The organism is Microcystis sp. MC19 (assembly GCF_003019735.1).
GTDB lineage: Bacteria > Cyanobacteriota > Cyanobacteriia > Cyanobacteriales > Microcystaceae > Microcystis.
On record NZ_CP020664.1, the window covers coordinates 1,794,240 to 1,812,712 of the forward strand.

The 18,473-nt window shown below is 44.9% G+C and carries 19 protein-coding genes and 1 pseudogene; 13 read left to right on the forward strand and 7 right to left on the reverse strand.

Annotated elements, in window-relative coordinates; translation table 11 throughout:
* Positions 1 to 191 precede the first annotated feature (191 nt).
* Positions 192 to 1,439 carry a site-2 protease family protein gene (locus B5D77_RS09135; RefSeq protein WP_106908701.1) on the forward strand — a complete coding sequence of 416 codons (1,248 nt, stop codon included), beginning with the start codon at positions 192 to 194 and terminating at the stop codon, positions 1,437 to 1,439.
* Here the strand turns inward: B5D77_RS09135 and B5D77_RS09140 are convergent.
* Entirely contained in the window at positions 1,358 to 2,122 is a 765-nt protein-coding gene (locus B5D77_RS09140) for a metallophosphoesterase family protein (RefSeq protein WP_008202843.1), read from the reverse strand. The genes B5D77_RS09135 and B5D77_RS09140 overlap by 82 nt on opposite strands.
* A 377-nt stretch (positions 2,123 to 2,499) precedes the next feature.
* Between B5D77_RS09140 and tpiA the strand changes: the two genes are divergently transcribed.
* The gene (gene tpiA, locus B5D77_RS09145) at positions 2,500 to 3,225 is read left to right on the forward strand and encodes a triose-phosphate isomerase (RefSeq protein ID WP_106908702.1); all 726 of its coding nucleotides are present in this window, start codon (positions 2,500 to 2,502) and stop codon (positions 3,223 to 3,225) included.
* Here the strand turns inward: tpiA and B5D77_RS09150 are convergent.
* A complete protein-coding gene (locus tag B5D77_RS09150) occupies positions 3,222 to 4,004 on the reverse strand; it encodes a fumarylacetoacetate hydrolase family protein (RefSeq protein WP_008202838.1) in 783 nt (260 codons plus the stop codon). The two genes, tpiA and B5D77_RS09150, sit on opposite strands and share 4 nt — an antisense overlap.
* A 145-nt stretch (positions 4,005 to 4,149) precedes the next feature.
* On the opposite strand from B5D77_RS09150, the gene rpsF reads away from it, so the two are divergent.
* A complete protein-coding gene (gene rpsF, locus B5D77_RS09155) occupies positions 4,150 to 4,539 on the forward strand; it encodes a 30S ribosomal protein S6 (protein ID WP_008202835.1) in 390 nt (129 codons plus the stop codon).
* A 6-nt stretch (positions 4,540 to 4,545) separates the two neighbouring features.
* Here rpsF and B5D77_RS09160 read toward each other — a convergent pair whose 3' ends face one another.
* Positions 4,546 to 5,223 carry a Uma2 family endonuclease gene (locus B5D77_RS09160; RefSeq protein WP_106908703.1) on the reverse strand — a complete coding sequence of 226 codons (678 nt, stop codon included), beginning with the start codon at positions 5,221 to 5,223 and terminating at the stop codon, positions 4,546 to 4,548.
* Between the two features lie 212 nt (positions 5,224 to 5,435).
* The gene (locus B5D77_RS09165; protein ID WP_106908704.1) at positions 5,436 to 6,023 is read right to left on the reverse strand and encodes a DUF3782 domain-containing protein; all 588 of its coding nucleotides are present in this window, start codon (positions 6,021 to 6,023) and stop codon (positions 5,436 to 5,438) included.
* Positions 6,024 to 6,505: 482 nt separating this feature from the next.
* On the opposite strand from B5D77_RS09165, the gene B5D77_RS09170 reads away from it, so the two are divergent.
* On the forward strand, positions 6,506 to 7,000 hold the full coding sequence (locus tag B5D77_RS09170; protein ID WP_232306197.1) for a PEP-CTERM sorting domain-containing protein: 495 nt from the start codon (positions 6,506 to 6,508) through the stop codon (positions 6,998 to 7,000).
* A gap of 239 nt (positions 7,001 to 7,239) precedes the next feature.
* Positions 7,240 to 7,377, forward strand: a pseudogene (locus B5D77_RS27685) (30S ribosomal protein S6); the annotation flags it as partial.
* A gap of 151 nt (positions 7,378 to 7,528) precedes the next feature.
* Here the strand turns inward: B5D77_RS27685 and B5D77_RS09175 are convergent.
* Positions 7,529 to 8,248, reverse strand: a complete 720-nt coding sequence (locus B5D77_RS09175; RefSeq protein ID WP_106908706.1) for a Uma2 family endonuclease — start codon at positions 8,246 to 8,248, stop codon at positions 7,529 to 7,531.
* A 433-nt stretch (positions 8,249 to 8,681) separates the two neighbouring features.
* Here B5D77_RS09175 and B5D77_RS09180 point away from each other — a divergent pair, with 433 nt between their 5' ends.
* Positions 8,682 to 9,125, forward strand: a complete 444-nt coding sequence (locus B5D77_RS09180) for a PEP-CTERM sorting domain-containing protein (RefSeq protein WP_106908707.1) — start codon at positions 8,682 to 8,684, stop codon at positions 9,123 to 9,125.
* Between the two features lie 850 nt (positions 9,126 to 9,975).
* On the opposite strand, the gene B5D77_RS09185 is transcribed toward B5D77_RS09180, so the two are convergent.
* Positions 9,976 to 10,959: a succinate dehydrogenase/fumarate reductase iron-sulfur subunit gene (locus B5D77_RS09185; RefSeq protein WP_008202819.1), complete on the reverse strand. Its 984-nt coding sequence runs from the start codon at positions 10,957 to 10,959 to the stop codon at positions 9,976 to 9,978.
* A gap of 532 nt (positions 10,960 to 11,491) precedes the next feature.
* Here B5D77_RS09185 and B5D77_RS09190 point away from each other — a divergent pair.
* Positions 11,492 to 11,878, forward strand: a complete 387-nt coding sequence (locus B5D77_RS09190; RefSeq protein WP_008202818.1) for an AbrB family transcriptional regulator — start codon at positions 11,492 to 11,494, stop codon at positions 11,876 to 11,878.
* Positions 11,879 to 12,261: 383 nt separating this feature from the next.
* On the forward strand, positions 12,262 to 13,056 hold the full coding sequence (locus B5D77_RS09195) for a CPBP family intramembrane glutamic endopeptidase (RefSeq protein WP_106908708.1): 795 nt from the start codon (positions 12,262 to 12,264) through the stop codon (positions 13,054 to 13,056).
* Here the strand turns inward: B5D77_RS09195 and B5D77_RS09200 are convergent.
* Positions 13,039 to 13,836: a Tab2/Atab2 family RNA-binding protein gene (locus tag B5D77_RS09200; protein ID WP_106908709.1), complete on the reverse strand. Its 798-nt coding sequence runs from the start codon at positions 13,834 to 13,836 to the stop codon at positions 13,039 to 13,041. The genes B5D77_RS09195 and B5D77_RS09200 overlap by 18 nt on opposite strands.
* A 303-nt stretch (positions 13,837 to 14,139) precedes the next feature.
* Between B5D77_RS09200 and rimM the strand changes: the two genes are divergently transcribed.
* The 5 genes from rimM (at position 14,140) to B5D77_RS09230 (ending at position 18,335) form a co-directional block, all read left to right on the forward strand.
* A complete protein-coding gene (gene rimM, locus B5D77_RS09205; RefSeq protein ID WP_008202811.1) occupies positions 14,140 to 14,718 on the forward strand; it encodes a ribosome maturation factor RimM in 579 nt (192 codons plus the stop codon).
* A 209-nt stretch (positions 14,719 to 14,927) separates the two neighbouring features.
* Entirely contained in the window at positions 14,928 to 15,707 is a 780-nt protein-coding gene (locus tag B5D77_RS09210; RefSeq protein ID WP_008202810.1) for an ABC transporter permease, read from the forward strand.
* A 64-nt stretch (positions 15,708 to 15,771) separates the two neighbouring features.
* Positions 15,772 to 16,236 (forward strand): hypothetical protein, encoded by a 465-nt coding sequence (locus tag B5D77_RS09215; protein WP_008202808.1) that lies wholly within the window; start codon positions 15,772 to 15,774, stop codon positions 16,234 to 16,236.
* Between the two features lie 353 nt (positions 16,237 to 16,589).
* Positions 16,590 to 17,411: a phosphoadenosine phosphosulfate reductase gene (gene cysH / locus B5D77_RS09225; protein ID WP_008202807.1), complete on the forward strand. Its 822-nt coding sequence runs from the start codon at positions 16,590 to 16,592 to the stop codon at positions 17,409 to 17,411.
* Positions 17,412 to 17,468: 57 nt separating this feature from the next.
* Complete coding sequence (locus B5D77_RS09230; protein WP_106908711.1) at positions 17,469 to 18,335, forward strand: alpha/beta fold hydrolase; 867 nt, start codon at positions 17,469 to 17,471, stop codon at positions 18,333 to 18,335.
* The last annotated feature ends 138 nt before the right edge of the window (positions 18,336 to 18,473 follow it).

Genomic DNA, 18,473 nt, shown 5'->3' on the forward strand with positions numbered 1-18,473 from the left:
GGTTTTAGGGTTTTAGGGTTTTAGGGTTTTAGTTGAATTCCCTCATTTCCCCATTTCCCCATTTCCCCACTTCCCACTCCCCACTTCCCACTCCCCAATTCATAATTCATAATTCATAATTCATAATTCCCACTCCCCAATTCATAATTCATAATTCATAATTCCCACTTCCCACTTCCCCACTGAAAATTATGGGTACAAATTGGCGAATCGGCTCTTTATTGGGCATTCCTCTCTATATTGATTCCTCCTGGTTTTTGATTTTGGCTTTTGTCACCCTGATCAATGCCACCGATGCAGAAATTCAGTCTCAGGCTGGCCAAAGTTCTATTTTAGCGTGGTTACTTGGTTTAATCATCGCTTTATTGCTGTTTATCTCGGTTTTACTCCACGAATTAGGTCATAGTTTCATGGCCCGATGCCAAGGTATCAAGGTCAATTCCATTACCCTATTCCTCTTTGGGGGTATGGCCTCGATCGATCGAGAATCGCGGACTCCTCCAGAGGCCCTGCAAGTAGCGATCGCTGGACCCCTCGTCAGTTTTCTCCTGTTTTGTCTCCTATCCCTAGCCAGTCACTTACCCTATTTAAACGCCAATTTAACTTATATATGCGGGCATTTAGCGATAATTAACCTGTTTTTGGCTTTATTTAATCTTATCCCTGGTTTACCCCTCGATGGCGGTCAAATTTTCAAAGCAATCGTCTGGCAAGCGACTGGCGATCGCTGGAAGGGTTTACATTGGGCTGCGATCAGTGGTCAATTAATCGGTTGGTTGGGGATTATTTTGGGGATTTTCTTGGTTCTCTTGACGGCAGCTGTGGAGGGAGCTTGGTTAGGATTAATGGGCTGGTTTATCCTCAGAAATGCCCGCGCCTACGATAATTTAACTAATTTACAGGAAAGTCTCCTCAATTTCACGGCAGGAGAGGTGATGAGCCGACATTTGCGGGTTTTAAACGCCCATCAAACCCTAGAGGAATTCGCCCAAGAATACGTTTTAGACCGAGCGGCTGCCAATACTGCTTATTTTGCCGCATCCGAGGGGCGTTATCGGGGATTAATTCGGGTGGAAGATTTACAGGCGATCGAGCGGAGTTTCTGGTCAGAAAAACAACTGCTTGATCTTGCCCATCCCCTCGCGGAAATTGCCACTGTTGAGGAAAAAACCCCCTTAGTGACGGTGGTGCAGAAATTGGAAACCATCCCAGACCGCATGATCACGGTGTTAACACCAGCCTCCGCCGTAGCGGGAGTGATCGATCGCGGCGATATCCTCAAGGCAATTGCGATTAAATACCAAATTCCCCTAGAGGAAACGGATATTGAACGCGCTCGCGAGGGAGTTTACCCCAGTTATTTGCCCTTAAATGTTATTGCTGCCGCTCTCGACAAGAGTGAACCGCCAAAAATCGGCGAACCTTCCTTAATGTCCTGACCTAGAGAGGATGGACGGTAATAATCTTGAATATGGCTAATGCGAAAATTTCCTCGCTGGTTAACCTGCCACAATTTCCCCGTTTCCACATCTAAACAACTTAACCAGCCTTGGCCGTAGGCCCAAGTATCAATACAAATGGCATGGCCGAGATTAACCGGTTTACCGCTTTTTTGGCTGGTATGGCCGCAAATCATGGTTTTTCCCGAACTATGGGCGGCGGGATATTGAAATTTCTCCCAAAAGAGTTTGTATTCTGGTTGTCTGGCTAGGGGTAGATTGGGATCGAGACCAGCGTGAACAAATAAATGATTTGCAGTTTCGTAGCTATTTATACAGACTTTTCCTAAAAAATCCCAGTGGGATTCAGGAATTTTAATCAGGTGGCCTTCGCTATAGGATTTGAGGGTGGCTTTACCGCCTTTTTCTAACCAGAGACGCTGTTTGAGGGGGTTATTACGGGCTTGCAGCATGATAATCTCGTGATTGCCTTTGAGGGGAATCAAATTTCCCTGTTTATGTAGGGAAATCAGGCGATCGATCACCCCTTTCGAGTCTCTGCCCTTATTAACGTAATCACCGAGGGTGATTAAAGTATCTTGCGGTTTGGGGTTGACGATCTCTAGCAAGTGATCTAGAGCTTTTGAGCAACCATGTATATCGCCGATCGCTAAGGTTCGCATGAGGATTTGGTAGGGGATTAGGGCATAGGTAGGGTTTGCGGCAAAAAGTTTTTCGTGGGGGCAGGGTGTGGGGTGTGGGGTGTAGGGTGTAGGGTTTTACCGATTTTGAGGTGGTCAGTTACCTAATTTTCAGGGAAAAAGTCCAGGAATTTTACCCCCGATCCCTCCAATGGTAGGCACTTTTTGAGGTCAAAAAAGTCTAAAAGCCTTATCAAACAAAGTTTTTAGATTTATTCAGCAAACCCTAGGTAGAGGTAAAAGTATTAAAGAAATCTGTTCACGACAAACAGCGATTATCGCTGATCTTGCTTAGGGTAACAAAAAGGCTTAGAGTAAAATGTACCATAAATTATCAAATCTACTAAATTAATTAAGCTGTGCCGAAAGTTGTTATTGCAGGTAACTGGAAAATGCACAAAACCCAGAGAGAAGCTTTGGAGTTTTTGCAAGATTTTAAATCCCATCTAGATGAAACCCCCGACGACCGAGAAGTAGTTCTTTGCGCCCCTTTTACAGCTTTAGCTGTCCTCTCTAAAACCCTCCACGGTGGTCGTATTCGCTTGGGGGCGCAAAATGTCCACTGGGAAAAATCGGGGGCTTATACGGGCGAAATCTCGGCGGATATGTTAACCGAAATCGGGGTTCACTATGTGGTTATCGGTCACAGTGAACGCCGGCAATATTTCGGCGAAACCGATGAAACCGTCAATTTAAGGGTTATATCTGCCCAAAAACAAGGTTTAATCCCGATTATCTGCGTGGGAGAAAGTAAAGCCCAAAGAGATGCCGGAGAAACGGAAAAAGTAATTATCAAGCAAATTCAAGCAGGTTTAGTCAATGTTGACCAAAAAAACCTCGTTATCGCCTACGAACCCATCTGGGCGATTGGCACGGGGGAAACCTGCGAAAGTGAGGAAGCCAATCGGGTTATCGGTTTGATTCGGCAACAATTAGACAATCCCGAAGTCACCATTCAGTACGGGGGTTCGGTAAAACCGGATAATATCGATGAAATTATGGCTCAATCGCAGATAAACGGGGCTTTAGTCGGTGGGGCGAGTCTAGACCCCGCCGTATTCGCTAGGATTGTTAATTATCGTTAATTGATTTCTGCTGCCATGACGCTATTTTCCAAAACCCCGATGCCTTCTATTTCCACCCGAACCTTATCCCCCACCTGCATCGGTCCGATTCCTTCGGGAGTTCCCGTTAAAATCACATCCCCCGGCAGCAGGGTCATCACTTGGGAGATATAAGCCACCAAGACATCGGGGGGAAAGACCATATCACTGAGATAACTGCTTTGTTTGGGTTCGCTGCCGTCATTGAGAAAAGTGGTTAATTGCGCCCCGATACTCAATTCCCGGACAATCCAGGGGCCGAGGGGACAAAAACTGTCAAATCCTTTCGCCCGCGTCCATTGGCTATCTTTTTTCTGTAAATCCCTAGCGGTGACATCATTAGCAATGGTATAACCCCAGATTTTGCTTCTGGCCTGGGCTGTGGTGCAGTTTTTGGCGGTTTCTCCGATAATTAATGCTAATTCTCCCTCATAATCTACTCTTTCCGATTGGGGCGGATAAAAAATTGTTTCACCATCGGCGATAATTGTCGTCGGTGGCTTGAGAAATAAAAGCGGTTCTTCCGGTACAGGTGTTCCCATCTCGGCGGCGTGGGCGCGGTAATTTTTGCCCACAGCAATAATTTTCGACGGGAAACAGGGGGCTAATAGTTGGTAGCTATCAGGTTCTAATTCTATTTTGGTTAGTTGCCCTCCTTGCCAGGGAGGGGCATCAAAGACAGCAACGCTACGGTTTAGCTGTAACAGTCCGTAGAAGATTTGTCCTTGACGATGTTTCACTCGTACATAGCGTTGCGCCATATTTTTCTGGGAATGACTAGCGATCGACTCTCGGATAGTAGTATGATCATATATCCTTGCTTCTTTATTAAAAGCTAGAGAGTTATTAAAATCAATTAACCTCTGGCCTTGACAAAGAAGCCTTCTAGTCCATAAGGATTCTGACATGAGCAATAACTACGAAACTCTTTACATTCTCCGTCCCGATTTAGGGGAAGAAGTCGTTCAGCAACAAGTGGAACGTTATCGGACTCTGATTAGCGAACACAGCGCCACAGACATTGAGGTTAAGGTGTGGGGTAAAAAACGCCTGGCCTATCCCATCAAAAAACTCAATGATGGTGTCTATGTGCAGATGAATTATCAGGCCAGCGGCAAACAAGTCGCCCCCATGGAACGGGCCATGCGTTTAAGTGATGAGGTTATTCGTTATTTAACCCTAAAACTCGATCGCGTGGTGGCCCCCCCGGCCGATTTATCTCCCCTAACGGAAATTCCCCCCTCTCCTATCACCGAAGCAGTGGTGGAAGATGACGGTATCTCCGCTGAAGATTAATTATAGTCACAACTGTGTCGGGTCAATGCCCAATTCCCGTAATCGGGCAAAAGCGCGGTCGCGTTCTTGTTGTGCTTGGTCGCGTTCTTGTTGTGCTTGGTTGCGCTCCTCAAAGAGGGTTTCAGGGTCTTTAAATCGTTCCCCATCCGGATAAAAGACCTCTAAACCCTCTTCAAACATCTCAAACCGAATCCCTAGGATTGGGGAAGTCCAGGGAAAATTCAAGGCCGTTACTGGGAAAAAATCCTCTTGCTGATTGGGTCGCACCAATCCCCAGAAATCATGGGAGTCTGGGTCATAGAAAAACATTTCTAATACCCCATACTCCCGATAGAAAGACTGCTTTTTGAGCATTTCCCTGGCACTATTGCTCGGAGAGAGGATTTCAAACACTACCTGGGGGGCAATATGGTCTTCTTCCCATTGTTTATAGCTGCCGCGCTCACCAGGTGGACGGCCGAAAACTACCATGGCATCGGGAGCTTGACGGGGAGCGGGTGGTACAGTTACCTGCTGGGGATACCAGAGCAAATCTCCGGCAACAAAGACGGTTTGCCCTTTAAATAAATACCTGAGATTGGCAACCAAGCGAACAATCCAGCGATATTGAACTGTGTTGTCGGCCATAGGTTTACCGTCGGAGTCAGGATAGAAAAGTTGGGGTTCGATGGGTGCTTGAACCATGCTTTATCTCTTGCGATCGCATTTTTGCCTAACTTTATTGTATCACCGCAAATCCTGGGTTTAAAACCCCATCCTAAAAGGACGGCTTGGCCTTGTACTAAATCCGTTGAGTATGGGCTACATATCAGGAGAGGCACTCATGCAAAAGGCAAAAGTCAAAGGGGAGAATAAATAATCATTTAATAACAGGATTTAGTATTATATCTAAATTTTTAATAAAGTCGAGGTTGAAAATTATCGGGAATATCCAATTCAAATACTTGGTCATGAATCCGAGCCACATAAAACCCTTCTTGCAGAATTTTTTCCCGTAATTCTGATGATAAATGAACTGCCGCTAATATGCCATAGAGTTTTTTATCTTTGTGTTCAGGAAAAAAGCGGCGAAACCGTTGCAAAATACTTTTTAATTGTGAAATAGACTCCTCTCTAGCATGACTTTTAACCTCGACGATATAAGCAGTATTTAGCTCACCATTGGTATAGGCAAGGACATCAATTTCTAGGTGTTTTCCATCTTTACTGACTCGCACACTGGGACTAACAACTTCCATACCAAAGCGTTGTCTGAGAATCTTTTCCATTGAAGGGAGGGCAAGTCCTTCGGTAAAACTGCCGAATTTTGCACCGAGTCCCCCAATTTGCTGACCTAATTCTTTGAGTTGTTTGTCAGTTTTCTTCTGTTGCTGACTAACTTCCTTCAATAGTAGGTCAGTCTCCTTCAGTTGTTTGTCGGTTTCTTTTTGAGCAGTCGCTAATTCGGCTAAGAGTCGCCATACGTCTTCGGATGTAGTTGCCACAGCTAATTTTTTCTCTCTGATTTAGTCTATTGCTATTTTACTGAATTTTGCCGATTCATGAAGAAGATAGTGCTTTTGCCTTTGAGTAAGAGAGCGATAAGTAGGGCGTGTTACGCTGTCGCTAACATACCTTTATTTTTATAAGTAACTTAGAGTATTTTTAAGATTTGATAAGTTTAACGGCAAGAGCTTGACATCTACAGACAAAAATGCCATTATAGCAACCGAAAGGCCATTTTTTAGGAAGCATTTAGTTATGACATTAGCAAAACTAAATTGATTGTCGGGGGGGAGGCAAGAATAGCTTATCAAAATTAGCCATCGCTTCCTCTGCCATTGCTTTTAGCACTCTAGCAATATCACCAGTTCAAGCTGCTCAGCTAATTATTCCCAACACAACTGTTTTAGGGACTAATGTTTTTTCTGGGCCAACTTTCACGGTTTCTCAAAACTTTCTTCCGTCAGACACCTTAAGTGTTAATGTGTCTGGAACAGTAGATATCTGGGCTGGAACATTGGCTATGAATGCTGCGGGTATTATTACCCAAACAACACAGCCAGGATTCAGTGTGGGACAAACTATCGCGGCGGGTTCCGGGGCAACACGTCCGGGTCAACCCAGTGGTTCTCTACTTATTGGTAATAGCACACTGGGATTTTTTCCTCTATTCTCAGCTAATGCAGCCAATGGTTTAGGCAGTGCCAATCCACCAACAAATTTATCATTATCTGGTGTGCCTTTATCCAGCATATTTACAAATGTAGGCTTTACGGGTATTGCTAATGGCACTGTTCTTCAGTTTCGTATCAACGATATTAATTCTTCTGATAATAGCGGTCAATTTGTCATTTCCTCCCCTCCGCCATCTACCTCAACCCCTGAACCTAGCACAATTTTAGGCTTAGGTGTATTAGGATTGGGTGCTTTCTGCCAGCGCAAACTATCTCAAGGGAAGAAGTCAAAACAGGACAATTGAGTTGAGAACTTTGGGATTTATCCCCCCTTAATCTTCCCTGAATAAGGGGGATATCTGACAGTTTTTAACACCTACCTACTTATATAAAAATAGGGGTTGGGTTGAGCAATAGCAAGGACTAACCTGCTATTTTGTAATTTTCAAAGGTAGGTCTTTTTCTTTTCTAACTTCTCAACATAAGTCAATGGCCTCTTTGATATTTTGTAGAGCTTCTTCTTGAGTCTCACGAAGTCGTTCAGCAACAAGTCGCCTTCATGGAACGGGCCATGGGTTTAAGTGATGAGGTTATTCGTTATTTAACCCTAAAACTCGATCGCGTGGTGGCCCCCCCTGCGGATTTATCTCCCTTAACGGAAATTCCCCCCTCTCCTAAGTAGTCGTGCAAAATTAATTTCTTGGTTAGGATAGGCAAAAGGCAAAAGGCAAAAGGCAAAAGCTTTATCGAAATGTGTAATTAATTTTGCTTAGGTACTTATCACCGAAGCGGTGGTGGAAGATGACGGTATCTCCGCTGAAGATTAATTATAGTCACAACTGTGTCGGGTCAATGCCCAATTCCCGTAATCGGGCAAAAGCGCGATCGCGTTCCTGTTGTGCTTGGTCGCGTTCTTGTTGTGCTTGGTTGCGCTCTTGTTGTGCTTGGTTGCGCTCTTGTTGTGCTTGGTTGCGCTCCTCAAAGAGGGTTTCAGGGTCTTTAAATCGTTCCCCATTGGGATAAAAGACCTCTAAACCCTCTTCAAACATCTCAAACCGAATTCCTAGGATTGGGGAAGTCCAAGGAAAATTCAAGGCCGTCACCGGGAAAAAATCCTCTTGCTGATTGGGTCGCACCAATCCCCAGAAATCATGGGAGTCTGGGTCATAGAAAAACATCTCTAATACCCCATGCTCCCGATAGAAAGACTGCTTTTTGAGCATTTCCCTGGCACTATTGCTCGGAGAGAGGATTTCAAACACTACCTGGGGGGCAATATTGTCTTCTTCCCATTGTTTATAGCTGCCGCGCTCACCAGGTGGACGGCCGAAAACTACCATGGCATCGGGAGCTTGACGGGGAGCGGGGGGTACAGTTACCTGCTGGGGATACCAGAGCAAATCTCCAGCGACAAAGACGGTTTGCCCTTTAAATAAATACTTGAGATTGGCAACCAAGCGAACAATCCAGCGATATTGAACTGTGTTGTCGGCCATAGGTTTACCGTCGGAGTCAGGATAGAAAAGTTGGGGTTCGATGGGTGCTTGAACCATGCTTTATCTCTTGCGATCGCATTTTTGCCTAGCTTTATTGTATCACCGCAAATCCTCGGTTTAAAACCCCGTCCTTTTAGGACGGCTTTGCCTTAGACCTCCTGCCAAAGTTGTATAAGTAGGGTTTGCTACGCTGTCGCTAATACACCTTTATTTTTATAAGTAACTTAGAGTATTGTTAATATCGATTAAGGTCAATGGTAAGATTAAGTAAAATCAATGGTTAATATATATACTTCTAGGGGTATATATATTATAGTTTGGGCAAAACCACATTCTTTAAGAGGTATTTGCCTATGTCATTAGCAAAACTTATCAAAATTTCCATCGGGGGGGGGTAGCACTTATCAGTCTCGCCCTCTCTGTTGAAGCTGCTCAAGCCATTTCTTTTAACATTTCTTGGACGGGAGCTAATGGCTATAACTTGACAGGGATGTTTGGTTACAATGACTCCTTGATTGGAACAGGGCCGATCACGGGCGGTCAACTTGACTTTTTCATGATGGAAGTCTTCCAAAATACAACTTCTCTGGGGACTTGGCAGCCCAGCCAAGGAGGAACATTCAACTTTAACTTCAATACCACGACAGGACAATTTTTAGTTGGTGGATCAAGCGGTTCTACTACAGGTCAAGTGTGGGGACTATCTGGTCCCTCGGTTGGCTTCGCATCGGGCGATAATGGGCAAGTTGTAGGCAATCCCAGCTTTATTTTTAGTTCTTTTATCCCCATAGCACAAAGTACCCTAACAGCCACCGTCAAACAACCTATTTCCGTCCCCGAACCCTCAAGCTCTCTGGCTATTCTCGTTGCAGGAACGGCAGTCGGATTGGGGGCTTTCTCGAAGCGGAAGTTAGCTCGATCAAAGAATAAGTAGCCTGCTTTTTTAACTGGTATTATCCATAGAGTACAGCAGAATAGGTTCCGCCCCCACCCTACCTAGGGTGTTTTTTTGTCAACAAACTAGGGATTTTTGCGATTATATCCCACATTCCGCACCCTAAGTGTCACAACGTCTCGAAAGAGGAAGGGGCGTGAGTCAAAATACTTATCTAGAGGAGTGAGTTGGCGGCAAGCTGCCGCCAACTAAGCCGAAAAATTCAGGGTTCCCCGTTCATTCTCAATAAACAGCACTTGTTGAGAATGACCAGGCAATCAGACTTAACATCTAGCGGCGAGATGTTACAGTTGCTCGCTTTGTTTTGTCACCCCTGGAAGTCAATCCATCTGGTCAAGATAAGAGATAATATTCCTGGCAAGGTTTGCGGAAAAATCTCAAAATGTTGCGCCTCTCATCCGTTAAGTAGGGTTTGTTGAAAAAGTTTGTTGGTGGGGTTAGGAGTCAGGCTTCGGCCGTGAGATCAGCGTTCGACAAAAGCTCACGCGGCTCGACTGAGCGCTCGACAAAAGCTCACGCCGAAGTCTCGCCGAACGTCCGAGGTCTGAACGGAGTCAGGAGTTTCAGGCTTTGTTGCCCTCTCTTTTTGTACCAGTCTATGTACTACAGGAAAGATAATGCAAGATTTTTGAGGGTTCCAATCCTATTTTCGCAGCACGAACATCGGATTTTAACAGGTCAAAAGCCTTATTTTAAGAGGGTTTTACCATTATTCAGCAAACCCTAAGTAGTCGTGCAAAATAAATTTCCTAGTGAAGATAGGCACTCATGCAAAAGGCACTCATGCAAAAGCTTTGTGGGTCAGAATTACTCTAACCATCGAGAGTGATCAAGAGCGAGAATTTTGAATGGCAGTAATTAAACCTCTCACCTCCTCGGTTCCCTCGGAAGCTTCAAAGGAAGTGGGAAATTTACCCTTAGCAATCATCCGCAATCCCAAGGGAGCAATACTTAATAAACCCTGTAAATCGCGCCAATAATTGCCCAGCACATAGAGGCCGAATTGGCGTTCATCAACCCATCCCCCTGCTTTGACTAATTCCACTAAAACTTTCCGGTGACGAATGGGACGACTACTATCGGCCGACTTGCGAGCGAGTATTTCCTGTTTAATTTTACCGATCTGATCCATAGGAGCCACTTCCATAGGACAAACCGCATTACAGAAATAGCAACGGGTACAACCCCAAACCCCTGCGGTGCCTTGGTTATAAAGTTCTAGGCGACCTTCTTGATTACCATCGCGGGAATCTGCTAGGGTGCGCTGCGCTTTTGCTAAAGCGTGGGGTCCGACAAAATCGGGATTGACTTGCTTGGCGTTACATTCCGAATAACAGGCCCCGCACATAATGCAGTTACCCATCTGATTGAGATTGGCTCTTTCTTCTGGAGTTTGCAGAAATTCTCGTTCGGGAATGGTGCGCGCTTGACTACTAATATAAGGTTCAACCTTTTCTAAATCGTCCCAAAACGGTTGCATATTGACGATTAAATCCCGGATAATCGGTAAATTACCCAGGGGTGCGATCGTGATTTCGGGAATTTCTCCGGCATCTTTTTGGCTACAATGGTTTAATTCACTGGCGATATTTTGTTGACAAGCCAAGGCCGAACGACCGTTAATTTTCATAGCACAGCTGCCACAAATTGTGTTGCGGCAATTTTTGCGAAAGGCCAAAGTTCCATCAAGTTCCCATTTGATGCGATTAAGGCAGTCGAGAATTGTATTTCCCGCCTCCACCTCTAGGGTAAAATTTTCTAGGTAGGGGGTGTCGTTGGGTCGTTGACGCAGAATTTTAAAATAAACTTCCATACTCGGCACGGGGATGAGGGACTCCTAATACTCAGGATAATCGATGTTAACGGGCCAAGGGGGAGCTAGTAATGGTAATTAATCCTTAAGATTTTCCCCGGTCGGTTGAGCCAAGGGGTGGGTATCTAGGCCTAATGATAGATGGGCAAGTCGATCGAAAACAGTTTAATCCCCCCGGATTTACTGCTCTGGGTCATTAGTTTTTTGCCAACTCCAACCACAAGTATATTTTCTCAATTCCTTGCTAGGTATAGCTTAAACGGTTTTTTGTCCTCACTTTCTCCCCCCTGTTTTCCTCGCACCCGACCAAAAATTGCCAGAGTCTTGGCCAAAAATTTCCTCTCCCCCACAAGGTTTACACTTACTACCTAGTCTGGGGTCTTCTTAGCACGATTGTCATCACCGAACCATCAGTTTTAAAAAATTTATTATTCCCCTCTAGACATTTTTGGCAAGATTTTTGGTATGATCAATTTGTCAGTGTAAACTTAATTGACAGTCAGTCAAAAATCAAGAGACATTAAAAAGTACCATGAGTGATATCTCTCCTACTCCCCTAACCGGGAAAGCTCTACTTCAAAAAGTCAAAGAGTTATCCCACTTACCCCGTCGCGAAACGGCAAAACGTTGTGGTTACTACTCTCAAAGTAAAGATGGCCAAGTTCGGGTCAATTTAACCGACTTTTACGATGCTGTTTTAGGTGCAAAAGGGGTTCCTCTTGATCCCGAAGGGACTAAAGATGGCCGCGGCCGCGAACCCACTTTCCGGGTTAGTGTCCATAAAAATGGTCAAATCGTCATCGGTTCCACCTATACCGAACAAATGAACTTGCAGCCCGGGGATGAATTTGAAATCAAACTTGGCTACAAGCACATCCACCTCAAACAAATGGAATCAGAAGAACCGGCAGAAGCTTAAATGGGTTACGGAGTAGGGATAAGGATAAAAAAAATCGGCAGTCAAAAGGGCTAGTTTTGACAAGACCGACCAAAAAGACAATATAGATTCTTACCCCTAATTCTAACCCCTGACCGCCTCTTTTATCAACTTGAGGGGTTTTCCTTAAGCACTTTTTCTTCTTTTTCGCAACCCCCTAGGGATGGATTTTTGTTGGAGCTAGGCTTTAGCAGAGCAAAGTTCCACAGTTATTCTATCCCTAGAGGGTTTGTTTTATGGGTGTTAGGGGTAGGGGGTAGGGAAATGGGGAAATGGGGGGATAGGGAAATTCCAACTAATACCCCAAAACCCCAAAACCCCACACCCCAGACCCCACAACCCACACCCCCATCAGCTAATTGACAATGGAGATTGCCGCCTTAATAAAAATTATTATTTTCCTGTTAGTCTGGTTAATTCTCTGGCTGCCCATTGCCATTGGTTTAGGGAGTCGTTTGGGATGGCAACCGCTGCAAGGGACAAAACCTGACCAAAAATTACCCCTAGTGGCCTCTCTTTACGCCTTGGCTCCCTTAGTTATCTGGGGATTATTGAAGATAGAGGGGAGCAGCCTCGATAATTACGGATTAATTTGGTCATTTTCCCTCTTTATCTCCCTAACCAAAGGATTAATCTTGGCAGTGGTGGGATTAGGGATAATTTTTTTCCTAGAGGGGATTTTGGCCTGGGTACATTGGCAGCCCAAAAATCTAACTCGCGCTTTTTCCTTGAGTTTACCCCTGTTGATAGTGGCCCTCTGGGTGGGTATTACCGAGGAATTAATCTTTCGGGGCATCTTTTTGAGCCAATTAAGCCAAGAATACGGGTTTTGGGTGGCGGGAGCCATTTCTAGCCTAATTTTTGCCCTGCTGCACCTGCTTTGGGAACGTCAGCAAACGCTGCCGCAACTACCCGGTTTATTTCTGATGGGCATGGTTCTGGTCTGGGCGCGGGCGATCAATCATGGTAGTTTAGGATTAGCTTGGGGACTTCATGGCGGTTGGGTGTGGGGATTGGCCTTACTAGACAGTGCCGAATTGATGTCTTACAGCGATTCTGGGTTAGTTTGGGTTAAAGGTATCTATAACCAACCTTTAGCGGGGTTAGCTGGCATTCTTTGCCTCTTGGGGACAGCTTGGGGGTTAAACCTGCTGCAGTAGCCAAAAGCCGGTAAAAGTGCGGCCAGAATCATCCGGTTGTATGAGAAGAAAGTGCCAACCTTGGCTTTCCTCTTTGGTTGCCTGATAAACATTGGCTGCCCGGGCCACTTCTTCATCCTCGTAGGTTAGGAAAATCCAACGTTCATTTAGGCCCGATTCCAAGACCAAACCGCCCGATCGCCCCGTTTCTGTGGGAATATGATCGATAAATACTGGGTTAATTTCCTCCAACCAACGAGCGATCGCCAGAGATTTTTTACCACCGGTAATCACCACACCGGGGATCATTAAAGTGGAGGCTAAACCTAATTTTAAAGGAGAAAAGGCCTCTGGTAGGGAAAGAATCGGTATTCTGCGATCGCCAAAAAAATTAACTAAATCAACGGCGGGAAAGCGAGCAAAACGCCACTCTTGACCTAAAAATTGGTCTGGTAGGGGTTGCGGTGGAGGAGAGTCGATATTGATGGGGATTTGCCGTAATTCTAGCTGTTTTTTCAGGGCATTAACGTGACGGGTTAACCGGATTTTGATCTGTAAATTTTGACCAGCGAGGAGAAATAAATTGGCGCATTGGGGGCGAAAAACTTGGATAATTTCCGGAGGGGAGACTTGACAAGCTTGCCGTAACTGTTGGGTTAACCAGTCGCTATTAGCTTGGGATTGGGGACAGGAATTTTCATAGATAAGATGACCGAGAGAATCGAAAATTAACAATTGCCAGACTGTCTCAAGAGGAGAAGAAGATGAAGATTTATAAAAATCCGCTTGCCAAATAGTCATAATTCACTAAAAAGCCACCAGTAAAAAGTCAAAAAATGGGCACATCTCAGTTTTGTTGAAATATCTATAGGACATTTTGGGCGCACGCAATGCGCCCCTACCATTGGCGCGATAATATTATTGTCGGGGCGAATTGTATTCGCCCTCTTTTAATAACTGCTGCTGCTAACCAATATGTGAGAGAAAGTCACAAATAGGAGATGCACCCAACTAAAAATTTTACCTTACCAAGACTTTAAAAATCTAGGAGCGAGACAAAAAAGGCTATATACTAGGGAAAGCTATAGCAAAAAAGTCGAGACAATGGAAGAAAATTGGCTAGAAATTGGGACAATAGTAGCACCCCAGGGACTGGAGGGAGAATTGCGAGTTTTATCGGTATCAGATTTTCCCGAACGTTTTCAGAAGCGAGGGATAAGGGGAATACAAGGACCCCAAGGAGGAGAAATCCGAGAAATTGCTCTGCTCAGGGGACGTGATCTACCGGGCAAAAATGTTTATGTTATCAAGTTAGAGGGGGTTGAAAATCGTGAACAAGCCGAAGCTTTGCGCGGATATAAATTATGGGCAAATAAACTAGAAAAACCTCGCCTAGAAGCGGATGAATATCATGTTAGCGAGCTAGTCAACTTAGAGGTTTATCATCACCTGACAGGAGAAAAAATCGGGGTTGTAGTAGATATTTTGTGGGCGGGTAATGACATTTTAGCAGTGCAACTAGAAGCAAATCTCGCCCCCCTCAAGAAAAAAAGTTCATCCTCCGACTCAGGGGCCCGGGCCCTGATCCCCTTCGTCAAAGAAATTGTGCCACTGGTGGATCTAAAAGCGGCACGCATCGAGATATCGCCACCACCGGGGTTATTAGAGATCAATTTATCCTAGGCTGATTCTTGATGGTGGATTTTGACAAAGATAAGGTAACACTGGAACGGTGAGGATTAGCTGCTTTTTTAGCTAACTTAACAACACCTAGTCATCGTTACGGACTGCTAACCAACCGTGACAATTTTTGATTTTTAGAGGAGGTCCACTTTTGTCACGGAAATGGGTAATCTCAAAAGGAAAGACAGATATTATTTTGATGAAAGGCTATGGGTATCAGCATCCTGAGAATCTTGGCGATCGCAGCTAATAGTTTTCGCGAGGTTATTCGCGATCGCATTCTTTACTTTATCGGGTTTTTTGCCTTGTTGATGGCCTTCGCTTGGCGTTTATTACCAGAAATTGCGGTGGGAACCCATCAGAAAATCTTTCTTGACTTGGGATTAGCCGCTATCGGATTATTAGGGGTAATTGTCGCGGTTTTTGTGGGTACAGGGCTAATTAATAAGGAAATTGACAAGAAAACTATTTTAGTTTTGATTCCTAAACCCCTGAGTCGGGCCGAATTTATCCTCGGTAAACACTTGGGTTTATCCGGGGTTTTAGCGGTGATGTTGGGGGTAATGTTGGTGATTTACCTGCTGATGTTGCTGGGGATGAAAGTATCTTTTCAAGCTTTACCCCTAATTGTCTCGGTTTTCTATCTCGGTTTGGAATTAATTCTGATCGCAGCCGTGGCGATCGCTTTTGGGGTATTTACCAGTTCAATTTTAGCCACGTTAATGACTTTTGGGGTCTATCTCATGGGTCACATCAGCAAAGATCTGATCCAATTGGGTATAATCAGCAAAAATGCCAATATCCTCGCTATCACCAAAAATATTTATCTAATTCTCCCAGATTTGGAGAGATTAAATTTTAGAAACGAGGCCGTTTATGGTTTGCTGCCTAGTGCTGATGTCTTAATCGCTAATGCCCTCTACAGTCTCGTTTATACTGGTCTATTATTGGGTATCTCCATCCTCATCTTTTCACGACGACAATTTTAACTGGGGTTGCCGAATCAAGGCATGAATGTCATCGCCATCGATTAGTTTATAGAGATGATTAGCCATGAAATTAAAGGCACAACTGCATATTTTAAGTCGAGAGGCGGTCAATTACGGACTGACCACCGTAGTCATGGAAGAAGCGGTTAATCCCGTCCTCGCGGCCATGGCCAGACAGTTAAAACATTTACAATACTATGTGGTGCAGAATAGCCAGGGTGATTGGTTACTAACCACCTTAGCTCATCGGCAGCAGCCGCAACAGGAGAAAAGGGTAATCTATGCCTTTGCTACGGAAAAAATGGCCCTATCTGCCCAAAATACCGCCCATTCACCCCTATCAACGCTCCTGATTCCCGTAACCCATCTTTTATTCCAATTATTTGCTCTAGAAAAAGTAGATAGTATTATTTTTCTGGAAAATGCACACACCGCTCAAACGGGAAAAGAAATCACCCGGACCCAATTAAAGGCCAATATTGAAAAACAACTGCAAAAACTAGCGGTAATTCCTCCCCATCTTGCTTAATCTAGTGTCACCGGAGAGATTTTTGAGAAAGGAAGGTGTCGCTAGTGTAGGCCACACTTCACCCCATCAGATATAGTATAAGTAAAGTATATACATCCTCAACAATAGGGTGGTCAGGATGAATACAAAAACCCCCAACTACTAGACCGCCAGTGTCAGGATGATAAAACGGCCCTCGATTGTCAAGCTGTATCCCTAACAATGGAGCAGTTAAACTAGGAGCCGTCGGAGGCGAAAGTCTCACCCACGTTTCTCAAGGGGAGGAGATGGAGGTAACTCTATGATCAAACCCTAATAGATAGATTGGAATCTATCAGTATCCGCCGCCACTAATACCTTAAATCTTAGCCAGAATGCCAGATTTACACTTGCTTAATTCTCATCCACAGGCCCTAGAAACTGCCTTCATCGCCACTGCCGACCGGTCTTTTTCCTACCCTCTATCCCTCGACCTGGACACAATTAATCAACGTTTTGACTTCGCTAACGCTGCGGAAATCGTCGCTTGGTCCGCGGCCACCTTTGGGGAAGGTTTGGTGATGAGTACCAGTTTCGGCATTCAGGCGGCGGTGATGTTGCACCTCGTCACCGCAATTATCCCCGATATTCCCATCATTTGGATCGATACCGGCTATCTTCCCCCGGAAACCTATCAATTTGCCGAAGAATTAAGCCAACGCCTCCATTTAAACCTGAAAGTTTATCAATCTCCCCTCAGTCCCGCCCGCATGGAAGCAATCCACGGTAAACTGTGGTCAAATAACGATCTCGACTCCCTCAATCTCTACGACAAAATCCGCAAGGTGGAGCCGATGCAACGGGCCTTGAAGGAATTAAAGGCCACCGCTTGGTTAGCAGGTTTACGTCGCGACCAAACCGACCACCGCAAAACTCTCCAATGGGTCAATCAACAGGGCGAACGTTACAAAATATTACCGATCCTTGACTGGAATGCCAAAACCATCTATGACTATCTGACTAAATACGATCTTCCCTACCATCCCTATTTTGATCTAGGTTATGTCTCCGTCGGTGATTGGCACTCCAGTCGGCCTTTAACCGCCGATGATAGCAACGAACGAGACACCCGTTTCAAGGGTTTAAAACAAGAATGCGGTCTTCATTTACCCTTAACCCCCGGAGAAGCACAAAGTCTCGACGCAAGCTCCCTATAACTGCCGGGGTGGAAAATTTGCCGGTGCGATCGGTTCCTAGACGTTAGACAATGGTTAATGATTATTAATCCCCCATTAACCATGGCTATTTTAGAAAGTTTTCTCGAAGTCGGCTCTCTCAAGTGGTTCTATCGACAGGTTAACCCCGCTCAACAACCGGACACAACCCCCGTGATCCTACTCCATGGTTTACCCGCCCATGGCTATATTTGGCGGGAATTATTGACCAGTTTAGAAGAATATAACATTAATGCCATTGCCCCCGATTGGATCGGTTCCGGTTTATCCGCTAAACCCGATGCCAGAGATTTCGCCTACACACCTAGCGCTTTTTGTCAAGCCTTGGCCGATTTTATTCAAGCTCTCCAATTGCCGAAAATCTCCCTCATTGTCCAGGGTTTTTTAGCCTCCGTCGGGTTACAATACGCCCTAGAAAATCCTGATAAAATTGAGCGCTTGATCGTTTTAAATACTCCCCTCTCCAGTGATGTTAAATTACCCTGGATAATGAAACAATGGGGGCTACCTTTCCTCGGAGATATGGCAACTCAAGACCCCTTATTAGTCGATCGTACTTTAGAAACTGGTAGCGGTTTTGTGATTAGTGATGCAGATCTGGCTATTTTCCGTCAACCTTATCTAAAAACTTCGGCAGTGGGTCGCGCTTTACTGGCCACGATTCGCAATTTAAACCTATCGAAAACTATGGCAGAAATTGAGACAGGTTTAGAGAACTTTGAAAAACCTATCCTTTTTGTCTGGGGAATGGCGGATCCTTGGTTATCTTCTGTCACTGTCGAAAAATTAGCTACTAAATCAGGAGTGGAATTAATCCCCCTCGCGGAAGCGAAACACTATCCCCAAGAACATTGGTCAAAAGAAATTAGTCCCCGGATTATTAATTTTCTCGGACGCAAAACCTAAACCTCGATACTTTCTAGGAATTGATAGCAAAATTTCCCTAGAAAGTATTGATCAAGTTATCCTTAGTATATCTGGACTTCCCCGTTGACAAAAAGCCATAAGCTGTGCTGTAGAAGGGATTAAGAGAATTTACGCCGC